Genomic DNA, 17,452 nt, shown 5'->3' with positions numbered 1-17,452 from the left:
TTTTTTCGATTATTTCTTTACGATTTCGGCGTCTTTCACGTCCTTGCCCTTCAGTTTGTCGGAGGTCGCGCCTGCGGGGGCAAGGTTACGGTTAATCAACTTGTACTGGACAATGCCCCAAATGTTCGAGACGATCATGTAGATTACAAGGCCCGAGGGCATCACTGCGCTGAACAGGAGCATCATCGCGGGCATCATCCAAATCATCATCTTCTGCTGGGCCGGGTCCATCGCGGTATTGCTGCCCATGGTAACCTTCGTCTGGAAGTACATCGTCGCCACCATTATCCACGGGAGAATAGCAAGGCCCGAAGGCATGATGATAGGAATGGAAATTCCGCTCCACACCACGTCGCTACGGCTCAGGTCCGTCACCCACAGGAACGCATGCTGGCCGCGCAGTTCAATCGCGCGCCCGAGCACAAAGAAGAGGCCCATGAATATCGGCATCTGAATAAGCATCGGGAGGCAGCCCGTGCAGCTCTGGAGCGGGTTTATGCCGTTCTTCGCGTAGAGTTCCATCATGGCGGCCTGCTTCTTCTGCGGGTCGCTCCTGTACTTCACGTTAATCTCGTCCATCTGGGGCTTGAGCGCAGCCATGCCGCGGGTCGCCTTCATCTGCTTGAGGGTGAACGGCGTGGTCACCGCACGCACGATAATCGTAAGCAGGATAATCGCCACCGCATAGTTCGGGATAAGCCCGTAGAGGAAGTTCAGGAGCTTGAGGAGCATCTTGCAAATCCACACGAACCACACGTCGGCACCGCACCACTGCCAGCCCGTCACGATAACCTTTTCGTACTGCTGGTTCAGCGCGGCAAGTTCATCCCACTTGAGCGGGAGCACCATCACGTTGTAGGCAAGCGTATTGCTTCCGCGCAGATCATCCTTGAGAGAAATCTTGTAGGTACCCGGGTCGCCCTCGTTGTCCTTCACTTCCATGCGCGTTGCATCGATGACGACAGGCACAGCTTCGTCGAACTGCACCGTCATGGCCACGTACTTGCGGCGAAGGCCCGCCCAGGCAATCTTGCTCTTTTCCCCGTTGAACCTCTTGAGGGAATCGCGGCTCATTTCGCGTTCCACAGAGTTGTCCGCATTGAAAATCACTTCGCTGTAGTAGTACGTTCCGCCGGAACCGATTCCCATGAAGCCCTTGCTCTTCGGGATGGACTCGGTTTCCTTCATACCGCCGTTCCAGGCGAGTTCGTACTTCGAGGGGGTAAACCCGACAAACTTGTTTTCCTGGCGCACGGCCGGGCCGTCCTTCGTAAAGCCATAGCTGCGGACAACCTGGCTGCCGTGAACGTCGGTAAACGTGAACTGCACGCTGGTATCGCTATCCACCGTAATCCATTCGGGAGCGTCCGTCGCAAACACGGCGTCGCTCAGGTTCGCACCGTCAATCGAGAGGTCGAGCGCACCTTCCGCCGTATCCAGGAAGAGTTCGGGGTAGTTGCCCGCGGTATCCTTCAGCGCCTTCACGATGAGGCTCTTGATCTTGCCGCCCTTGCCGTCGAGGGTCATCACGAACCTATCGGTTTCGACCGTCACCGAGCGGCGTTCGGGAGCCTTCGGGGCCACCGCAGCAGTATCAGCAGCGGAATCGGCTACCGCGGAATCCACGGCGGCGGGCTCGGCAGCGGCAACTGCAGAAAGCACCGGGGCGGCCTTCGCCTCGGGAGCAGCATTGGACGGGAGTACCAGGTTACCGGCGGGCTTGGCGGCCACTACGGAATCCTGGACGAGGGCAGCGGCCTTCTTCGCCTTTGCCTTCGCCATCGCCTCTTCGTTCGGCTTGTTCATGTACATCCAGCCGAAGACAATCAGGGCCATCAGGATGGAGCCAATAAGGGTATTCTTGTTCATTTCTTTTCCTTTCTGGGCGGGACCGGGTCGATACCGCCCTTGCAGAAGGGGTTACATCTCAGAATCCTAAAAACAGCAAGATAGAAACCTTTGAAGGGCCCGTGGACCCGGAAAGCCTCTATCGCATACTGGGAGCATGTCGGGTAGAACCTGCACACTCCCCGAAAAAAATAGGGATGTATCCGCTGGTAGAGCCTTATCGGGAACACCAGCGCCTCCACCACGAAATCCCTAGCCTTCGACATCCGGAGCTCCCGCGGCATCGGTCCGCCATTCCATCTTGCGGAAAATCTTGAAGGCGGATTCCCGGAGGCGATCCGCCGTCATCACGTCCGAAGGGTCGGTCACGATGACCATCGCCCAGACGGGCTTCTTTATCGAAGGTACCATCCCGAAGAACAGCGGGCGCAAAACCCTGCGGCACTTGTTGCGGTAGACCGCGTTGCCGTTCTTCTTTTTCGCCAAAAAACAAAAACGACAAAAACCGTCCGGGCTTTCAATCCAACGCATCGAGAGTGATGGCGTGCGGACGAACTTTCCCTGGACGGCTACTTGCCGATAAGCCGGCTGACTGGGCAGCCGATAAGAACGCAGAGCGGCCATTAGGCCAACCCCGGCTTACTTCTTGTAGATGGAATCGCTGATGGTGAGGCGCTTGCGGCCCTTGGCACGACGACGGCTCAAAACGGCACGACCCCAGCGGTCTTCCATACGGGCCATAAAGCCGTGCTTGTTGACGCGCTTACGATTGTGAGGCTGGAATGTTCTTTTCATGATAAAACCTTTTTAGTGCAAAATTTTGAGTCCCAAAAATAGTAAAATACCCGCATAAATCAAGGGGTCGATAGCCACGAAATGCCCTTTTCGCCACCGAAACGGGGATTACCACAGGGACAGCCCCAACTAATCAACAATTTATCAACATGTAGTAGGCTTGAAGGCGCAGCCTGCGGGCCCGGCTAGCCGACATCCATGAAGATGCGCACCTGGTTCTTGCCGCGCGACTTGAACCCGTCCAGCAGGGCATCGACCTTCTTGAGCAGGCGTTCGCGGTCGAACTCGTTCTCGTCGCGGCAAGGCACTATCCCCCGCTAATCGATATGCGCACATCGGGCGTGTTGTTCCAGATGAACCCGCTTATCTTCTCGCGGAAGGCGTCCGCCCGCATGAAGGCGTCCACGTCGGAATCGGCAGCCATAATGAACAGGAAGGTTTCCTCGCCATATCGCGCACCGCATTCCCCCACGCCCTCGTTCACCGTTTCCCAGAGAGCATGCGCCACGTTGCACACGATACGGTCGGCCACGACATGCCCGAACGAATCGCCCAGGGCCTTGAGGCCGTCAATCGTGAACATGAACATGTAGTAGCGGTCGCGGCTGTGCCACACGATATTCTCGAGGTACTGGATTACAAAGCGGCGGTTGTAGAGTTCAGTCAGGTCGTCGTGCTTGGAGAGGTAATCGAGCTTGCTCACCAGGCGCTCCCTCTGCACCTTCTCGCGCACGTAGGCGTTGATGGCGAACGAGCAGATAAAGAATATGCTACCGCCCACGAGCACGAAGTTCGCGGCAAAGTCCAGGTACACGATACCCTTGCTCGGTACCGGCGCCAACAGGTGCGGGAAAAACCATGCCAAGACATAGAGTGTCACGCCTACAAGCATGGTCAACACCGCAGATGTGAACCGTATCTTGCGGTTGCTGATAAAGCTGCTCAGGAACGGCCCCACAAGCATGTAATAGGGCATGGCGCTATCTACCCCCGAACAGAGAAAGAACAGCAGCGGGGTCGAAATGGACGTATAGAAGAAAATCAGGAGGAAGAAGCCCACCGAGTAATGCGACGTCCGCATTACGAAGAGACCAACAAGGACGCACACCACCAGGTCAATGAAGAGCACCAGTTCGGCAAGGTTACTCACGTCCTCGACCACTGTAATCAGCGTGCCCGCGAGGGAGACCACCGTGAATATGACCTGGATAATCCAGAACAGTTTCTCTTCCAGGGTTTCGAGGTTATTCCACTTCTTTTTCAGAACCGCAATCATGGGCCGCTCCTTTCTAACTCCATAATATAACTTGAAAAACATGTAATTGCCATATAAAATCCTGAAAATTTTATATTTTTCTTTGTAAAACCGAAAAACGGAAGGCTTTCATGGAACTCACACCGCTCGATATCCGCAACCAGACATTCCACAAGAAATCCCTCGGTGGCATCGACGCCGAGGAGGTCAAGGCATTCCTGGACACGGCAGCCACCGCATTCGAACAGCTGTCGCGCACCCGTACCGACCTGACCGAACGCCTGAAGATAGCCGAAGAACGCGTGAACTACTACCGCCAAATCGAAAAGACCATCCAGGACGCAGTCATCACGATGCAGCGTACCGTGGACGAAGTGAAGGCCAGCGCCGAGAAGGAAGCGGAACTCATCATCGCCGAAGCGAAGGCCAGGGCGGTCCGCGAAGTGGAGTCCACCAAGAAGCAGGCCGAAGACCTGCGTGCCGAAATCGAGCAGCTGAAGCAGCTCCGCAGCAACTACTTTATCCGTTGCAGGGCCCTTATCCGCGGGCAAGAGGAACTCCTCGCCGCCATGGAAAACGACCAGCGCGAATTCCAGGCCCCCGCACCGCAGCGCAACCAGGGCAGCGAGCCTCCCCAGCCGATCGGTTCCATAGGCAACGTGCTCGCCTAACGGTCACTCGCCACCCATGCGCATAAACATCAAGGTACATGCGAGAAGCAAACGGGAGAGCGTAACCGCCCTCCCCGACGGCAGCTACAAGGTCGAAGTGAAAGCGCCCCCGGTCGAAGGGGCGGCGAACGAGGCCATCTGCGAACTGCTGGCCGAACACTTCAAGGTGCACAAGCGCGACGTAAAGGTCGTGCTCGGTTCCACGAACAACAAGAAGGTCGTGGAAATTTCCGGACTCTAACGGTTTTTCTTCAAGATGCCGACGACACTGCGGTCGCGGACGAAGGTCGCCTTCGCGACTTCCTGCACCTGCGCGGGAGTCACCTTCTCGAGGGCGTCAGCCCAGTTCAAAAAGATGTGGTAGTCGCCGTACATCTCGTACCAGGCAAGCATTGTCGCCACGTTCTCCATGTCGGTAAAGCTACGGATTAGCCCCGCGTAGGCGTGGTTCTTCACCTTCTGGAAATCGCGTTCGCTCACGGGTTCGTTCTTGAGCCTTTCAAGTTCTTCCCACACAATCTTCTCGACCTTCGCGACATCCGCATCGAGCTTCATGCTCACCATCACGGAGAATTCGGAGACATACTTGTTCGGGCTGTTACCCGCCTTTACGCTCACCGCGAGCTTCTCCTCTTCCACCAGGCGCTTGTACAGCCTGCCCGAGCGCCCGTTCAGCACGCCTTCCGCGATATCGAGCGCATAGAGACTCGGGTCGCCCACTTCGGCCGTCTTGAACACGAGCGAATACAGGTTCGGAGCATCGGGGCGCACCTGCGTAAAGCGCTTCTCGCCCACCTGTTCCGGGTCGCGCACCGTAATCGGCGGGAACGCCTCGCCCGCAGGGATATTGCCAAAATACTTCTTCACCATCTCCATCGTGGAGGCAGTATCCAGGTCGCCCGCCAGCACGAGAATCGCGTTGCGCGGCTTGTAGTACCTGCGGTAATGCTCGTCGGCCATCTCGCGGGTGAGGTTCATGATATCGGACGGCCACCCGATGGTCGGCACGCGGTAGGGGAACGCCTCGTAGATAAGCGAATTCATCGTCTCGAAGAAGCGGCCCGTGGGCTTGTCGTCGTAACGCATGCGGCGTTCTTCCCGCACCACGTCGCGCTCGGAGTAGAACTCGCGCAATACCGCGTTCTGCATGCGGTCGGATTCAAGCCACATGAAAAGTTCAATCTTGTCCTTCGGGAGCGTCACGATGTAGGCCGTCATGAGGTCGGTCGTGAACGCATTGAGGCCCGTACCGCCCGCGGACTGGTAGGCGCCCCAGAGTTCATCCTTCACAAAGAGTTTGCGCTGTTCGTTCAGGAGGGAATCGTGCTCGGCGGTAAGTTTCTTGACGGTCGCGGTATCGCCCGCAAGCTTTGCCGGACGGATAAGCGCCTGCAGGCTGTCCTCGCGCGCCATGAACGCCGCATCGGCAATACTGTCGGTAACGCCCACCTTCTTGGTGCCCTTGAAGAGTTCGTGCTCCAGGATATGCGCGAGGCCCGACTTGCCCGGAACCTCGTGAACCGAGCCCGTCACGTAGAACAGGCGGCAGCTCACCGTGGGTGCCTGCTTGTTCGGATGCAACAGCACCGTAAGTCCGTTGTCGAGAACCTCCTTGTGGACAGGGAGATTCACACCCGCCTGTGCGGGCATTGCAAGCGAAACGACAAGCGCCGGAACCGAGGCGCATTTCAGTGCATATTTCAAGATGGCGTTCATGCCCTAAATTTACACATTTTTTGCAGGGAGCCGGGATTATTCCTCCATGAAAATCCCGATGGAAAGGTTTACCGAGGAATACGCCGAACTCTTGCCGGTAAGAGTCGCGTATATGGACTTGCCCGCATCCATCAGGTTCGCAAGGACAATGTTGTTCTTGCGCGGGATGTACCCGAGCTTGTTGCCCGCGCCGTCCTTCACCACGATTGCATACCTGTCGTAGCGGTTGTCCGGTTCCCGCAACAGGGTAAGGCGGTCGCCCTCGCGCAGTTTTTGTGCAAGGGATTCTATACCCTTCACAAAGAACGTGCCCGTCACGAAGGAATCCAGAAGGCGTATCGACCTCGCGAAGGGAACCGGAATCGAGAGCCCACCCTCGCCGTGCAACAAGGCAAGCATGCCGCCCGCCATACCCGCATTTACAAGTTCTGTCGTCATAATGCCTCCTATACGGTGCCGTTCAGTTGTTGCAGGTGAATCTCGCACGCGGCGATGCGGTCATCGAGCTTCGCGCATTCCTCTTTCAGGTCATGGATGCGTTTCATCACGTTCTCGGGTTTCGAGAGCAACTCCGCCTGGTCGAACGGGAAGGCTGACCGCACCTTCTTCAACCGCAGGGCGAGTTTCGAGAGCGTGTCGCGGTACTGTTCGCAGCGCTTGCGCAGGGAATCGATGCACGAAGGTTCATCGTTCTTCTTCTCGCCGCATTCCACAAGCACGGCGATGGCCTCGAGGGTAGCGAGATCGCCCGAGTTGTAGGCCTCCACGGCCTGTTGCAGGCAGGCGATGTCATCGGGAGTCGCACCCGGGTGCAAATCGGGGTGCAGTGCGCGAACCACCTGCTGGTAGAGTTTCTTGGCGTGTACCGCCTCCTCGTCGCTGTACTCGCGGAAAGTCATCTTGGAAGCCCGTTCCGCATCGGCAGCCTTCCTGCGCAAGACCTGGTTGTACTCTTCCGCCTCGGCATCGAGAATCGCGTCAATCGCCTCCATGTCGGGTTCGGCACCGCGGTTCAGGTAAGAACGCACCAGATCAATGCGGCGCCGGAGCAGGCGAAACCTGTAGTACTTGCGCGTCAGTTCCAGTTCGAGCCTACCGAACCGCTTGCCATATTCTGCCTTCAAAAGTTCAGTTTCCACGCCGGTCGCACGGTCCAGCTGCGTACGCACCACGACAATCTCTTCACGGAGGCGGGCAACCTCCGCCCGTAGCGATTCATATTCAGGATGTAAAATCAAGTCGTTCATACCGGCCTCCTGTTGATTTCTTCATGTTCAAATCTAAAATAATTTAGTGTCATAAAATGTCATTTCGATAATTTCTGCAAAATATTTTTTCAGTTCCCGTTTTTTTGATGTATATTCTAGGCATGGCTACAGTAATTCTCAAATGGAACCCCGCTATTTCGAGCTACACGCTCGGGCGTAGCGACCACGGCTTTGAACAGGCCCGCGAAGAAAAGAACTACATGCTCAACTGGAGCATCTGGGAACACGAGCAGGTCCATGCCGGCGACAGGTTCTTTATGCTCCGCGTCGGGGACGGCAATACTGGAATCGTGATGAGCGGCCAGGTGGTATCGGAACCGTACCGCGACGAGGACTGGAGCGGGAAGGGGCGCATCACCTACTATGCGGACATCCTGCCCGACTTCATGATCGACAGCGAGCAGGGGCCAGTACTCGAGACCGCCACCCTGCAAGGAGAAATGCCCGACTTCCAATGGGACGGCGGACATTCCGGAATGATTCTCCCCGAGGGCCATACCGAGAAACTCGAATGGCTCTGGTGCGACTTCCTGTTCCGCTGCTACTACCAGGCGTATAGCGAGGCGCTCGTGTGCAACGTGCCCCGCCTCCCCTCGCCCGAGGTATTCCACTTCTACAGGAACTACGCCCCAATCCCCATGCAGCTTTCGCTCATCCAGGAACGCGGCGGCACCTGCGAGATATGCGGATACAATTACGGAGAAATTTTTAAAGACGGGCTCGGCATGCACCACCTGTACCACATTTTCGAAGGGGACGGGAATATCGAGAACGACGGCCCGCGCAAGCATTTCCACTGCGTGTGCAAAAACTGCATGAACTACCACGAGAACATGCCGCCCGCAGAAATCGGGGATGACAGGGAGATCCCCGCCTATTTCGAGGACCTGCTGGCCGCACGCGCGACCTAGCGCTCAAGCGTCTTGATTTCGCCGCGCCTTACGCGTTCTTCGCTGTACGGGTCGATGTGCACGAGCGCATCCACCACGTTCTCGCCCGCATCGATGAGCCTGCGTTCCACATCCTCGGCCAGGTCGTGGGCCGCAAGGAGCGTCATTTCAGCAGGCACCACCACATGCAAATCCACATGCAGGTCAGAACCCACGTAACGCGTGCGGAACCCGTGTATGCTGATGACGTTCGGGCAGGCAAGCGCCACTTCCTTCAGCTTCTGCGCGACCTCCTCGCTCGCGCCCACATCGGCGACGCGGTGAATCCCGGGCCAGGCAATCTCGTAGCCGGAATGCAGGATAAAGCAAGAAACGATAATCGCGCCGACGGAATCCGCGAACCAGAGCGTCGGGAAAAATATCCCGAACAGGACCGCAATCAAAACAGGAATAGAACTGTACGCATCGCTCCGGTGGTGCCAAGCATTCGCCTCCACGGCCTCGCTACGCATGGCACGCCCCTTCGCCCGCGTATAGCGGAAGAGGGCCTCCTTCACGACGATGGAGACCGCAGCCATCACGGCCGCAATCCACTCGGGGTGCGACTGCTCGCCGTTTACAAGGGCCATTATGGCATTGTAACCGAGCCCGATACCCACCGCGCATACGGCAAGCCCGATACCCACCGAGATGAGCGTCTCGAAACGCCGGTGCCCGTACGGGTGGTCCGCATCGGGGGGCGCGTTCCAGAACTTGGAACCGATGATTATCGCGATGTCGGTAATGAAATCCGATGCACTGTGGATGGCGTCAGCAACAAGCGCCTGGGAGCCACCAAAATAGCCCGCGAAGAACTTGCCCACGGAAAGAGCCACGTTCCAGACAAGCCCTACCAGCGTTACGCTGCGGACCTCGGAGCTGTCGTCTTTCTTTCTGATGCGCGTCATTGCAGGATAATATAACAAAAAAGTTAACGAAATAAATATATTTTTAAGCAGAAAACAGAATCGTAGGAAACTGACTATGAGTACTTGCAAAAATTTTGTGGTGGCGGCGCCCGCGGATACTGCTGAATATTTTGCGACAATCACCCTCGCAACAACCGAATTGTTTGTTTCGGTACACGTGCTGGACCTTGTGGACAAAACAGCGTTCCCGATCAAGACCAACCAATTCATCGACAAGTTCATGGAAGAGTGCGAAACCATGCAAGAAAGCATCACCAATATCATGGTGAACCTCGCTGCCGCCGAAAGTGTCGAAACCATCAAGAACTTTACGATTCTTTCCACGTTGCCCGAGCGCATGAAGAACGCCAAAGTCATTTCCGAGATATTCCACGGAAAAATCCATGGCTGGTGCAAGGCCATATTTGTGCGAATCGACAACGAAGGGCCTTTACGCCGTGTCTTGTTCTTTGTTGAAAACGTAAACGAGCAAGTGTCCAGGATTGAAGAGCAGAAAAAACTCCTGGAAGACAGTCGTGAACGGCATAACATAATCATTACGTCGATGAACGAAAAAATCTACACGGATTCCCTGTCTCGCGTAATGAACCGCAAATACTTTGATGAAAAGCTCTCGTCGCAAAATTGTCAAGCACTGGTAATGGCCGATATAGACCTGTTCAAGGGAATCAACGACAATTACGGGCACCAGTGCGGAGATGAAGCCATTACCGCCGTGGCGGCCATGCTCCATTCTGCAGTGCGTAGCATGGACTGTGTGGTGCGTTATGGGGGCGACGAGTTCCTGATTTCGTTTAAGGGTATTGCGCCCCATGTTTTGAAGAAGAGACTTGAACAGATGTGTGCCGCTGCCGGAAAAATCCAGCTGCCCAGTTACCCAAACGTGAAACTGTCCATGAGCTTTGGCGGAACATTCGGCGACGGGATTGTTTCGGACATGTTCTCTTTCGCAGACAAGGCCCTTTACGAATCAAAGAAAAAACGGAACTGCGTCACATTAGAAGATGCCCCAAAGTTAGTTGAAATTTCTGCAACCAAAAAGAAAAAGGTGGTCTCCAACTTGTAAATTTGGTTCAGCAAAAAAACACCAAGCAAGAGGATAACCACCATGATGAAAAGTACAAAAAGAACCCCCAAACTGTCAATCGTCCGCCGCGAAGAAATCGACATTTCGACCAGTGTCGGGGTGGTTCTGGCCGACCTTGCCGAACAGGGGAAAAGCTGCCTTGACGCGCTGTCGAGGGAGATGGGCGCAAGGCTCGTGGAGGCGATACTCCTGGCCGAAAGGGAACAGCTCGGCGGTGCAGCATACCACCCCAGGAAGGGCTTCAAGAAGTGGTCCAGCCAGGGTGGTTCCGTGTACATCGCGGGTGGCAAGGCGAAGGTGCGCGTACCCAGGCTCAGGGACGAAAACGGCGAGGTCAAATCGCGTATCTACGCCCGTCTGAAAGACCCCGACGCGTTCTCCGAGCACCTGCTGCACGCATGCCTCTCAGGCCTGTCCGGGAGGCGTTACGAGGATGTGTTCTCGACTGCCGGGGAGGCGTTCGGCGTAAGCAAGTCGTCGGTGTCGCGCAAGGTCGTTGCCGCATGCACAAGGAAACTGAAGGAACTGAACGAGCGCAGGCTGGAGGACTTCGAGGCGGTTGCCGTCTTCATGGACGCAATGCATCGCTGCGGCGAGGTCGTGATGGCCGCCATAGGCGTTGACGCGGAAGGCTACAAGCGCGTGCTTGGCCTCTGGCAGGGCAGTTCGGAAAACACCGAAATGTGCCGTTCGTTCCTTTCCGACATGGAGAGCAGGGGCCTCGCCCTGCACCCCGACATCATCTTCGTGACCGACGGCGGGACGGGCCTCAACCGCGCCCTCAAGGACCGCTTCGGCAAGGACCTCAAGCACCAGCGCTGCGTGATCCACAAGAGGCGCAACGTCGAGTCCCATCTGCCCGAGATGTACCGGGCCGAGTTCGACAGGCGCTACAACAACGCCATCGGGATGGTGGGCTACGAGGACGCGAGAAGGGAACTTCTCAAGGTCCACGAGTGGCTCGAAGGCATAAACACGAGTGCCGCCAAATCGCTTTCCGAGGGCGGCGAGAGGCTGCTTACGGTCCACCGGCTGGGCATCCCCGCGCTCCTGCGCAAGTCGCTCATAACGACCAACATAATCGAGTCCACCTTCAACGGTCTCGACGCCATCGAGAAGAACGTGAAGCGCTACAGGGACATTGGAATGTTCAAACGCTGGATGGCCGCTGAGGTCCTCCACCGCGAAAAGAACTGGAGACGGTTGGACGGCTATGCGGAAATCCCCGAACTTGTCGAAAAACTTCGGGAAAAGAGCATGAAATTACTTGACAATGAAGCGCTAATAGCCTAGATTTACACCAGTTGGAGACCTGGATTTTCAACTAAAAAAGGGACAAATTCTCACATTAGTTCCGTATGAGCCAAAATAATCGGCAACCATTTGCCTCCGCCAAGCATCAAAATACCTGAAAACATCAGTAATACTTGTTATTTTTAGGTCTGTCTTATGAAAAAGTTGCTGAAAATCGCCATCGTGCTCGCGGTACTCGCGGGCATCGCCTACGGCGTGAAGTTCTTCTTCTTTACGGAGAAGGCAAGTGATGCCGCGGGCCCGCTCGTGAGCGCGAAGGTCACGCAGACTACGATTTCGACGACAATTTCGGCAACGGGAACGCTCGAGCCGGTCGACCAGGTGGAAGTGGGCACGCAGGTCTCGGGCGACATCGCGAAAATCTACGTGGATTTCAATTCCAAGGTCAAGAAGGGCCAGGTGATAGCCGAACTCGACAAGTCCAAGCTCAAGGCGACACTCACGCAGGCAGAAATCGCCTACCGGAGCGCAGAAAACGACTACAAGTACAAGGAATCAACCTACAACCGCGTGAAGAAACTCTCGGAGAGCAATTCCGCGAGCGCCGTGGAACTGGAAACCGCCGAATACAACATGAACGCGGCAAAGTTCGCCGTGGAACGCAGCAAGAACGAGGTGAACCAGGCAAGGCTCAACCTGAGCTACGCGACCATCAAGAGCCCGATTGACGGCGTGGTCCTGAAGCGCGCAGTAGAAGTAGGCCAGACGGTGGCCGCCTCCATGAGCACGCCCACCCTGTTCGTCATCGCGAAGGACCTGAGCCAGATGAAGGTGATGGCCGCCATCGACGAGGCGGATATCGGCCAGGTGAAGCAGGGCCAGAAAGCGACATTCACCGTCGACGCGTTCCAGGGAGAATCGTTCAACGGCGCGGTACAGGAAGTGCGCCTGAACCCGACAACAACGAGCAACGTGGTGACATACACGGTGGTGATTACCGCAGAGAACCCGGAACAGAAGCTCTTGCCCGGCATGACGGCGACCTGCACCATCGTGACGCAAGAGGTGAAGGATGCCATCGCGATTCCCGTGAAGGCTCTCAAGTTTACTCCCGCAGACGGGACCCCGATGGCAGACCCGAAGGACATGCCGCGCCCGCCGCGCATGGGCCGCGACTCGCTCGCAGGCGACAGCGCATTTGCGAAGGGAGATTTTCCGCCTCCGCCGCCCGACATGGGCGCAGGCGGCCCGCCCCCAGGCGGTCCCGGCGGCTCCGGAAAGTTCGGCCCGCCGGGCAAGACGTTCAAGAAGCGCGCCGGAGCGAAGAAACCCGCGGGCGACCACGTGTGGGTCAGCATCGACGGGAAGGCGGCCCCCCGCAGGGTCAAGACCGGCATCAGCGACGGCGTGAACATCCAGATTCTGAGGGGGCTATCCGTCGGCGATTCCGTCGTGGTGAGCCAGGAAAGCGTCAGCGCCGCCAGTACCGAGAAGGCAAAGGCCTCGAACCCGTTCATGCCTACGCCGCCGGGCAGGAAGAAGAAATAAGGCCGGCGCATCGCCAGTCCCGTCATCCTGATACAAACAAGTCCGCCCGAAGCGGACTGTTTTGTTTATACTGGAATTTTATTGCGGGTTACCCGCGCTCGTACCGCACGTAGGCGAAGCGCTTGCTGTCGGGAGCCCAGGAATTCACGTTGATGGTTCCCTGACCGCCGAACAGCTTGATGATGGTGCGGGGTTCGCTCCATCCAGTATCATCGCTGCCGGTCATCAGCCGGATTTCCACGTTCTTGTTGGGCACGTGTTCGCCGGGGCGCACGTCGCGCTCATGGTACGCAAGCATCACGACCTTCGTGCGGTCGGGCGAAATATGCGGGAACCAGGTGTTTGAGTGTGCATCGAACGTCATCTGCGTCTGCTCGCTGCCGTCAGCCTTCATGCGCCAGGCCTGCATGCGGCCGCTGCGTACCGAGTTGAACCAGATGTATTCCCCGTCGCAGTCGTATTCCGGGCCATCGTTCAGCCCGAATGCGGTCGTGAGCTGCGTCTCGTTCCCGCCCGCCGTCGGAATCGTGTAGATATCGTATTCGCCGTCACGTTCGGCGCAGTATGCGAGCATTTTGCCATCGGCGGTAACGCCATGCAGGTAGCTCGGCGCAAGCGGGGTCACGAGTACCGGCATACGGCCATCAAAGAAAATCTTGTAGATGCGCGAAAGGCCGTCTTCCTTGGTGTGGTGGCTCACGTAGAGTCCCTCGTCATCGGGAGAGAGCACGTGGTCGTTGTTGCAGTTGTTGACAAAGTAACTCGGGACTTCGGTAATCGCGCCCGTCTCTATCTCGTACCTGTAAATGCGACCTTCGCTGTTGTACGTGAGGAACTTCCCGTCGGCGCTCCAGTTTGGCGCCTCGATAACGCAGTCGAATTTCTTGAGCAGCTTGGATTCACCGGTTTCGATGTCGAAAATCTCGAGGAACGACTTGTCGCCACTGCGGTTCCAGACTTCGCCCGGGCTGAGTTCGAACGGGTAGCTTACGCCCCATGCGGCGCGGAGGTTATCCATCTGCGTCATCATCTGCATGGTCTTGCTGTGGGGCATCTCGGGGCATTCCTTAAGGCCCTTCTCGAGGGCCGCCTTGCAGCCCAGCACCTCATATTCGTAGCAGTTCTCGATGCGGGGTGGCTTCACGGATTCCACGAGCGTTCCGGCGACATCGAACAGCTGGATTTCCACCATGTCGTTGAGGTTCTGCACACGGATAAAGCCCGCGGTTCCGTAGATGACGCCCTCGTTCTTGAGCGGCGACACCATCGACGTCTTGAGATGCGCGACCTGCCCGCCCGCATACACGAGGTCGATCCAGTCCGTCGCATCTACGCCCGTATGGAACTTGACGCACTTCGTCTTCGTCTGCACGATATGATTCGCGACGCAGTCCTCACCCGACGTCATCCCCGCACATTCCGCACCCGATGTCATTCCCGCACATTCCCCGCCCGATGTCATCCCCGCGGAGGCGGGGATCTCCCTGCAAATTTCAGGATCAGTTAGGAAAATGTCCGCGAACGTCAAGCTGTAAATACCCAAATCCAGCAGCGCACCGCCCGCAAGTTCAGGCTTTTGCAGACGCCCGATATGCGAAAGCGGCATCGAGAAGTCGGCCTCCACGCTTTCCACCTTGCCAATCTTCCCGGCCAGAATCCAGTCCTTCACCATCTGCACCGCAGGCAGGAATCGGGTCCACATCGCCTCGCTCATAAACACGCCCTTCTCTTCGGCAAGGGCAACCACTTCGGACGCCATCAGGGCATTCGCAGTAAAGGCCTTCTCCACGAGCAAGTTCCTGCCGTGTTCCAGACAAAGTAAAATGTTGTTATAGTGTTCGGAATGCGGTGTCGCGATGTAGATCAAGTCCACCGCAGAATCCTGCGCGAGTTCCTCGTAACTGCCGTATGCCCGGCCGAACCCGTAATCGTCGGCAAACTTTTTCGCCTTGTCAAGCGTGCGCGAAGCCACCGCGTAGCATTCCACGCCCATACCGCGTTTTTCGAGAGTCTTGACCGCAGCGGCCATCTTCGTGGCGATATGGCCACACCCGAGAATTGCAAAGTTCAGGACCTTCATCTTGTTCCTCTTGGATTCTTTCGCTCCCGACGGGCGCTCCAGAATGACTTTTCGTGTTTCGTTTTGTAAAAATACTCTCTTTAGGCTAGCGACAGGAGCATTTTTCACATATAAATGGACTCTTGCGTAAACACAGGCAGACGTTTCCAACCCGTTTTTTGGGCAAATTTCGCCGTTTCTGGCGTTGTCTATGGACAACTTGTAAATAAAAATAACGTTCCCCGCAGGCAATTTTGACATATATTATGTTAGATTAACAAAGTATCGTTATCAAGACGATGAGGATGTTATGGGAAAAATCTGGTTTAGAACTGTTGCGACGCTCACCCTAGTTTCCGGGACGTCTTTCTCTTTCGCGGCCGATTACGTACCGCCCTCCACGGCGGTCTCGAAAATCAACAGCTACCGCGGCTACTCGGAACTGACTTCGGCCGCATCCGGCATGGATATCGACCAGTACACCTACAACATGACCACGTGGCAGATCAGCAACGGCGGTTTTTACAAGGCGATGGCCGACAAGTACAAGAGCGCATACACGAGCGGCAACAAGTCGGAATGGCGTTCCAAGGACGGCGGTGACCTCGGCACCATCGACAACAACGCGACCATCCAGGAAATGCGCCTGCTGGCGGTGCGCTACAAGGAAACAACGAACAGCAATTACAAGAACACGTTCAAGTCGAGTTTCAACAAGGCATTGAACTTTATCCTCACCATGCAGCGTTCCAAGGGCGGGCTTCCGCAGGTGTGGCCCAAGCGCGGCAATTACAGCGACCAGATTACACTGAACGACAACGCCATGATCCGCGCCATGGTGACCATGATGGACATTGCGAACAGGACTTCGCCCTTCGATAGCGACATCATCGACGACGCGACCCGAAACAAGATGAAGTCCGCCCTCGACAAGGCCATAGACTACCTGCTCAAGGCACAGATTGTGAACAACGGAAACTTGACGGTATGGTGCGCGCAGCACGACACGAACAGCCTCGCTCCGGTGGGTGCCCGCGCGTACGAACTCCCGAGCAAGTCCGGCAACGAATCGATGGGCGTGGTATGGTTCCTGATGAACTGGCCGGAACAGACCGAAGCCATCCAGAAGGCGGTCAAGGGCGCCATCGCCTGGTACAAGAAGAACAAGCTGGCGGACAAGGCGTTCAGCAAGACGGCGGGCATCGTCGACAAGGCGGGATCCTCGCTGTGGTTCCGCTTCTACGAGGTGAACAGCGACGACTACTTCTTCTGCGACCGCGACGGCGCAAGCACCAAGACGCAGGACTTCATGAAAATCAGCGAGGAACGCCGCACGGGTTACCAGTGGGCGGGCGATTACGGTTCCGCAATCCTGAGCGCGGAATCGGCGTACCTTGCGGCGCTCGAGAAGGTGGCGGGCACCTACGTGGAGCCTCCCCCGCCAGCAGCCATGTGCGGGAGCGATTCCTGCAAGGTGTTTATCGACGGAGTGAACTTTGTTGAAATTGACGGCGTGAAGGAATCGACCAACGGCGGGTTCGTGGGCGAAGGCTACGCGAACGTGACCAATGCGGCAGGGAGTTTCGTGGCCTACGGCGTGACGGCAAAGACCGAGGGCAAGTACACGCTCTACATCAGTTTTGCTAACGGCGGGAACGCGGAACGCGGATACAGCGTCACTGCCGGCGACAAGACCCTCATCGAAAGCGGGAGCATGGAATCGACCGGCGGCTGGACCACCTACAAGACGCAATCCGTCGAAGTGGAACTGCCCGCGGGCTACAGCGAACTCAAGTTCACGAGCCTCTCGAAAGACGGCATGGCGAATATCGATTACATCGGCTGGATGAGCGAGAACCTGCTCGCGGGCAAGGTCAATGTGGGCGATACCGGCACGACTCCGGGCGATACCAGCACGACGGCTATCGGCGTGCTGGATGTCCGCGCGGCAAGTCCGGCGAGAACGGCAGACCGCTACTTCGTGGACTTCGGCACCCACGGCAACAGCGCGGGCGTGTACCTTAGGCGCGGCAACGGCAAGGTGTTCCGCGTAAACGGCAGCAGCCATTCCGGAGCACAGCGATAGGATTCAA

At 56.8% G+C, this 17,452-nt stretch carries 18 protein-coding genes; 7 read left to right on the top strand and 11 right to left on the bottom strand.

Annotation, left to right across the window (positions count from 1 at the left end; genetic code table 11):
- Positions 1-9: 9 nt before the first annotated feature.
- The 6 genes from yidC to CRO08_RS01645 form a co-directional block, all read right to left on the bottom strand.
- Positions 10-1,869 carry a membrane protein insertase YidC gene (yidC, locus tag CRO08_RS01665; RefSeq protein WP_097034800.1) on the bottom strand — a complete coding sequence of 620 codons (1,860 nt, stop codon included), beginning with the start codon at positions 1,867-1,869 and terminating at the stop codon, positions 10-12.
- Positions 1,866-2,114, bottom strand: a complete 249-nt coding sequence (gene yidD / locus CRO08_RS01660) for a membrane protein insertion efficiency factor YidD (RefSeq protein WP_072813221.1) — start codon at positions 2,112-2,114, stop codon at positions 1,866-1,868. Before yidD ends, yidC begins: the two co-directional genes overlap by 4 nt.
- Positions 2,101-2,472: a ribonuclease P protein component gene (locus tag CRO08_RS01655; protein ID WP_097034799.1), complete on the bottom strand. Its 372-nt coding sequence runs from the start codon at positions 2,470-2,472 to the stop codon at positions 2,101-2,103. The genes yidD and CRO08_RS01655 overlap by 14 nt, the downstream gene beginning before the upstream one ends.
- A gap of 15 nt (positions 2,473-2,487) precedes the next feature.
- Entirely contained in the window at positions 2,488-2,643 is a 156-nt protein-coding gene (gene rpmH, locus CRO08_RS01650) for a 50S ribosomal protein L34 (RefSeq protein ID WP_072813226.1), read from the bottom strand.
- A gap of 185 nt (positions 2,644-2,828) precedes the next feature.
- Positions 2,829-2,951, bottom strand: coding sequence for a hypothetical protein (locus tag CRO08_RS17240; RefSeq protein ID WP_255252201.1), 123 nt, complete (start codon positions 2,949-2,951; stop codon positions 2,829-2,831).
- Complete coding sequence (locus tag CRO08_RS01645) at positions 2,951-3,919, bottom strand: GGDEF domain-containing protein (RefSeq protein ID WP_176495023.1); 969 nt, start codon at positions 3,917-3,919, stop codon at positions 2,951-2,953. Before CRO08_RS01645 ends, CRO08_RS17240 begins: the two co-directional genes overlap by 1 nt.
- A gap of 110 nt (positions 3,920-4,029) precedes the next feature.
- On the opposite strand from CRO08_RS01645, the gene CRO08_RS01640 reads away from it, so the two are divergent.
- Both CRO08_RS01640 and CRO08_RS01635 read left to right on the top strand, forming a co-directional pair.
- Positions 4,030-4,569 carry a DivIVA domain-containing protein gene (locus CRO08_RS01640; RefSeq protein WP_072813232.1) on the top strand — a complete coding sequence of 180 codons (540 nt, stop codon included), beginning with the start codon at positions 4,030-4,032 and terminating at the stop codon, positions 4,567-4,569.
- Between the two features lie 16 nt (positions 4,570-4,585).
- Positions 4,586-4,810: a DUF167 domain-containing protein gene (locus CRO08_RS01635; RefSeq protein ID WP_072813235.1), complete on the top strand. Its 225-nt coding sequence runs from the start codon at positions 4,586-4,588 to the stop codon at positions 4,808-4,810.
- Here the strand turns inward: CRO08_RS01635 and CRO08_RS01630 are convergent.
- From CRO08_RS01630 to CRO08_RS01620, 3 genes are read right to left on the bottom strand one after another with little or no spacing between them, the layout of a single operon-like run.
- Positions 4,807-6,285 carry a pitrilysin family protein gene (locus CRO08_RS01630; protein WP_097034797.1) on the bottom strand — a complete coding sequence of 493 codons (1,479 nt, stop codon included), beginning with the start codon at positions 6,283-6,285 and terminating at the stop codon, positions 4,807-4,809. The two genes, CRO08_RS01635 and CRO08_RS01630, sit on opposite strands and share 4 nt — an antisense overlap.
- Positions 6,286-6,321: 36 nt before the next feature.
- Positions 6,322-6,723, bottom strand: a complete 402-nt coding sequence (locus tag CRO08_RS01625) for an HIRAN domain-containing protein (protein ID WP_097034796.1) — start codon at positions 6,721-6,723, stop codon at positions 6,322-6,324.
- An 8-nt stretch (positions 6,724-6,731) separates the two neighbouring features.
- A complete protein-coding gene (locus tag CRO08_RS01620) occupies positions 6,732-7,532 on the bottom strand; it encodes a hypothetical protein (RefSeq protein WP_097034795.1) in 801 nt (266 codons plus the stop codon).
- Between the two features lie 122 nt (positions 7,533-7,654).
- On the opposite strand from CRO08_RS01620, the gene CRO08_RS01615 reads away from it, so the two are divergent.
- Positions 7,655-8,464 carry a hypothetical protein gene (locus tag CRO08_RS01615; protein WP_097034794.1) on the top strand — a complete coding sequence of 270 codons (810 nt, stop codon included), beginning with the start codon at positions 7,655-7,657 and terminating at the stop codon, positions 8,462-8,464.
- Here the strand turns inward: CRO08_RS01615 and CRO08_RS01610 are convergent.
- Positions 8,461-9,390 (bottom strand): cation diffusion facilitator family transporter, encoded by a 930-nt coding sequence (locus CRO08_RS01610; RefSeq protein ID WP_097034793.1) that lies wholly within the window; start codon positions 9,388-9,390, stop codon positions 8,461-8,463. The genes CRO08_RS01615 and CRO08_RS01610 overlap by 4 nt on opposite strands.
- Positions 9,391-9,466: 76 nt before the next feature.
- Here CRO08_RS01610 and CRO08_RS01605 point away from each other — a divergent pair, with 76 nt between their 5' ends.
- From CRO08_RS01605 to CRO08_RS01595, 3 genes are all read left to right on the top strand, one after another.
- Positions 9,467-10,477: a GGDEF domain-containing protein gene (locus CRO08_RS01605; RefSeq protein WP_097034792.1), complete on the top strand. Its 1,011-nt coding sequence runs from the start codon at positions 9,467-9,469 to the stop codon at positions 10,475-10,477.
- A 42-nt stretch (positions 10,478-10,519) separates the two neighbouring features.
- Positions 10,520-11,791 carry an IS256 family transposase gene (locus tag CRO08_RS01600; RefSeq protein WP_097034567.1) on the top strand — a complete coding sequence of 424 codons (1,272 nt, stop codon included), beginning with the start codon at positions 10,520-10,522 and terminating at the stop codon, positions 11,789-11,791.
- 156 nt (positions 11,792-11,947) lie between these two features.
- Positions 11,948-13,300, top strand: a complete 1,353-nt coding sequence (locus tag CRO08_RS01595) for an efflux RND transporter periplasmic adaptor subunit (RefSeq protein WP_097034791.1) — start codon at positions 11,948-11,950, stop codon at positions 13,298-13,300.
- 88 nt (positions 13,301-13,388) lie between these two features.
- Here CRO08_RS01595 and CRO08_RS01590 read toward each other — a convergent pair whose 3' ends face one another.
- A complete protein-coding gene (locus tag CRO08_RS01590; RefSeq protein ID WP_097034790.1) occupies positions 13,389-15,380 on the bottom strand; it encodes a Gfo/Idh/MocA family oxidoreductase in 1,992 nt (663 codons plus the stop codon).
- A 289-nt stretch (positions 15,381-15,669) separates the two neighbouring features.
- On the opposite strand from CRO08_RS01590, the gene pelA reads away from it, so the two are divergent.
- Entirely contained in the window at positions 15,670-17,445 is a 1,776-nt protein-coding gene (gene pelA, locus CRO08_RS01585; protein ID WP_097034789.1) for a pectate lyase, read from the top strand.
- Positions 17,446-17,452: the final 7 nt, after the last annotated feature.

Origin of the sequence: Fibrobacter sp. UWT3, assembly GCF_900230125.1 — a bacterium.
GTDB lineage: Bacteria > Fibrobacterota > Fibrobacteria > Fibrobacterales > Fibrobacteraceae > Fibrobacter.
This window is presented reverse-complemented; position numbering and strand designations above follow the sequence as displayed.

Coding starts and splice junctions, on each gene's coding strand:
- yidD (WP_072813221.1), bottom strand. CDS start 2,114: ATGTCGAAGGCTAGGGATTTCGTGGTGGAGGCGCTGGTGTTCCCGATA.
- CRO08_RS01600 (WP_097034567.1), top strand. CDS start 10,520: ATGATGAAAAGTACAAAAAGAACCCCCAAACTGTCAATCGTCCGCCGC.
- CRO08_RS01610 (WP_097034793.1), bottom strand. CDS start 9,390: ATGACGCGCATCAGAAAGAAAGACGACAGCTCCGAGGTCCGCAGCGTA.
- CRO08_RS01635 (WP_072813235.1), top strand. CDS start 4,586: ATGCGCATAAACATCAAGGTACATGCGAGAAGCAAACGGGAGAGCGTA.
- CRO08_RS01630 (WP_097034797.1), bottom strand. CDS start 6,285: ATGAACGCCATCTTGAAATATGCACTGAAATGCGCCTCGGTTCCGGCG.
- pelA (WP_097034789.1), top strand. CDS start 15,670: ATGGGAAAAATCTGGTTTAGAACTGTTGCGACGCTCACCCTAGTTTCC.
- CRO08_RS01605 (WP_097034792.1), top strand. CDS start 9,467: ATGAGTACTTGCAAAAATTTTGTGGTGGCGGCGCCCGCGGATACTGCT.
- rpmH (WP_072813226.1), bottom strand. CDS start 2,643: ATGAAAAGAACATTCCAGCCTCACAATCGTAAGCGCGTCAACAAGCAC.
- CRO08_RS01645 (WP_176495023.1), bottom strand. CDS start 3,919: ATGATTGCGGTTCTGAAAAAGAAGTGGAATAACCTCGAAACCCTGGAA.
- CRO08_RS01595 (WP_097034791.1), top strand. CDS start 11,948: ATGAAAAAGTTGCTGAAAATCGCCATCGTGCTCGCGGTACTCGCGGGC.
- CRO08_RS01640 (WP_072813232.1), top strand. CDS start 4,030: ATGGAACTCACACCGCTCGATATCCGCAACCAGACATTCCACAAGAAA.
- yidC (WP_097034800.1), bottom strand. CDS start 1,869: ATGAACAAGAATACCCTTATTGGCTCCATCCTGATGGCCCTGATTGTC.
- CRO08_RS01620 (WP_097034795.1), bottom strand. CDS start 7,532: ATGAACGACTTGATTTTACATCCTGAATATGAATCGCTACGGGCGGAG.
- CRO08_RS01655 (WP_097034799.1), bottom strand. CDS start 2,472: ATGGCCGCTCTGCGTTCTTATCGGCTGCCCAGTCAGCCGGCTTATCGG.
- CRO08_RS01615 (WP_097034794.1), top strand. CDS start 7,655: ATGGCTACAGTAATTCTCAAATGGAACCCCGCTATTTCGAGCTACACG.
- CRO08_RS01625 (WP_097034796.1), bottom strand. CDS start 6,723: ATGACGACAGAACTTGTAAATGCGGGTATGGCGGGCGGCATGCTTGCC.
- CRO08_RS01590 (WP_097034790.1), bottom strand. CDS start 15,380: ATGAAGGTCCTGAACTTTGCAATTCTCGGGTGTGGCCATATCGCCACG.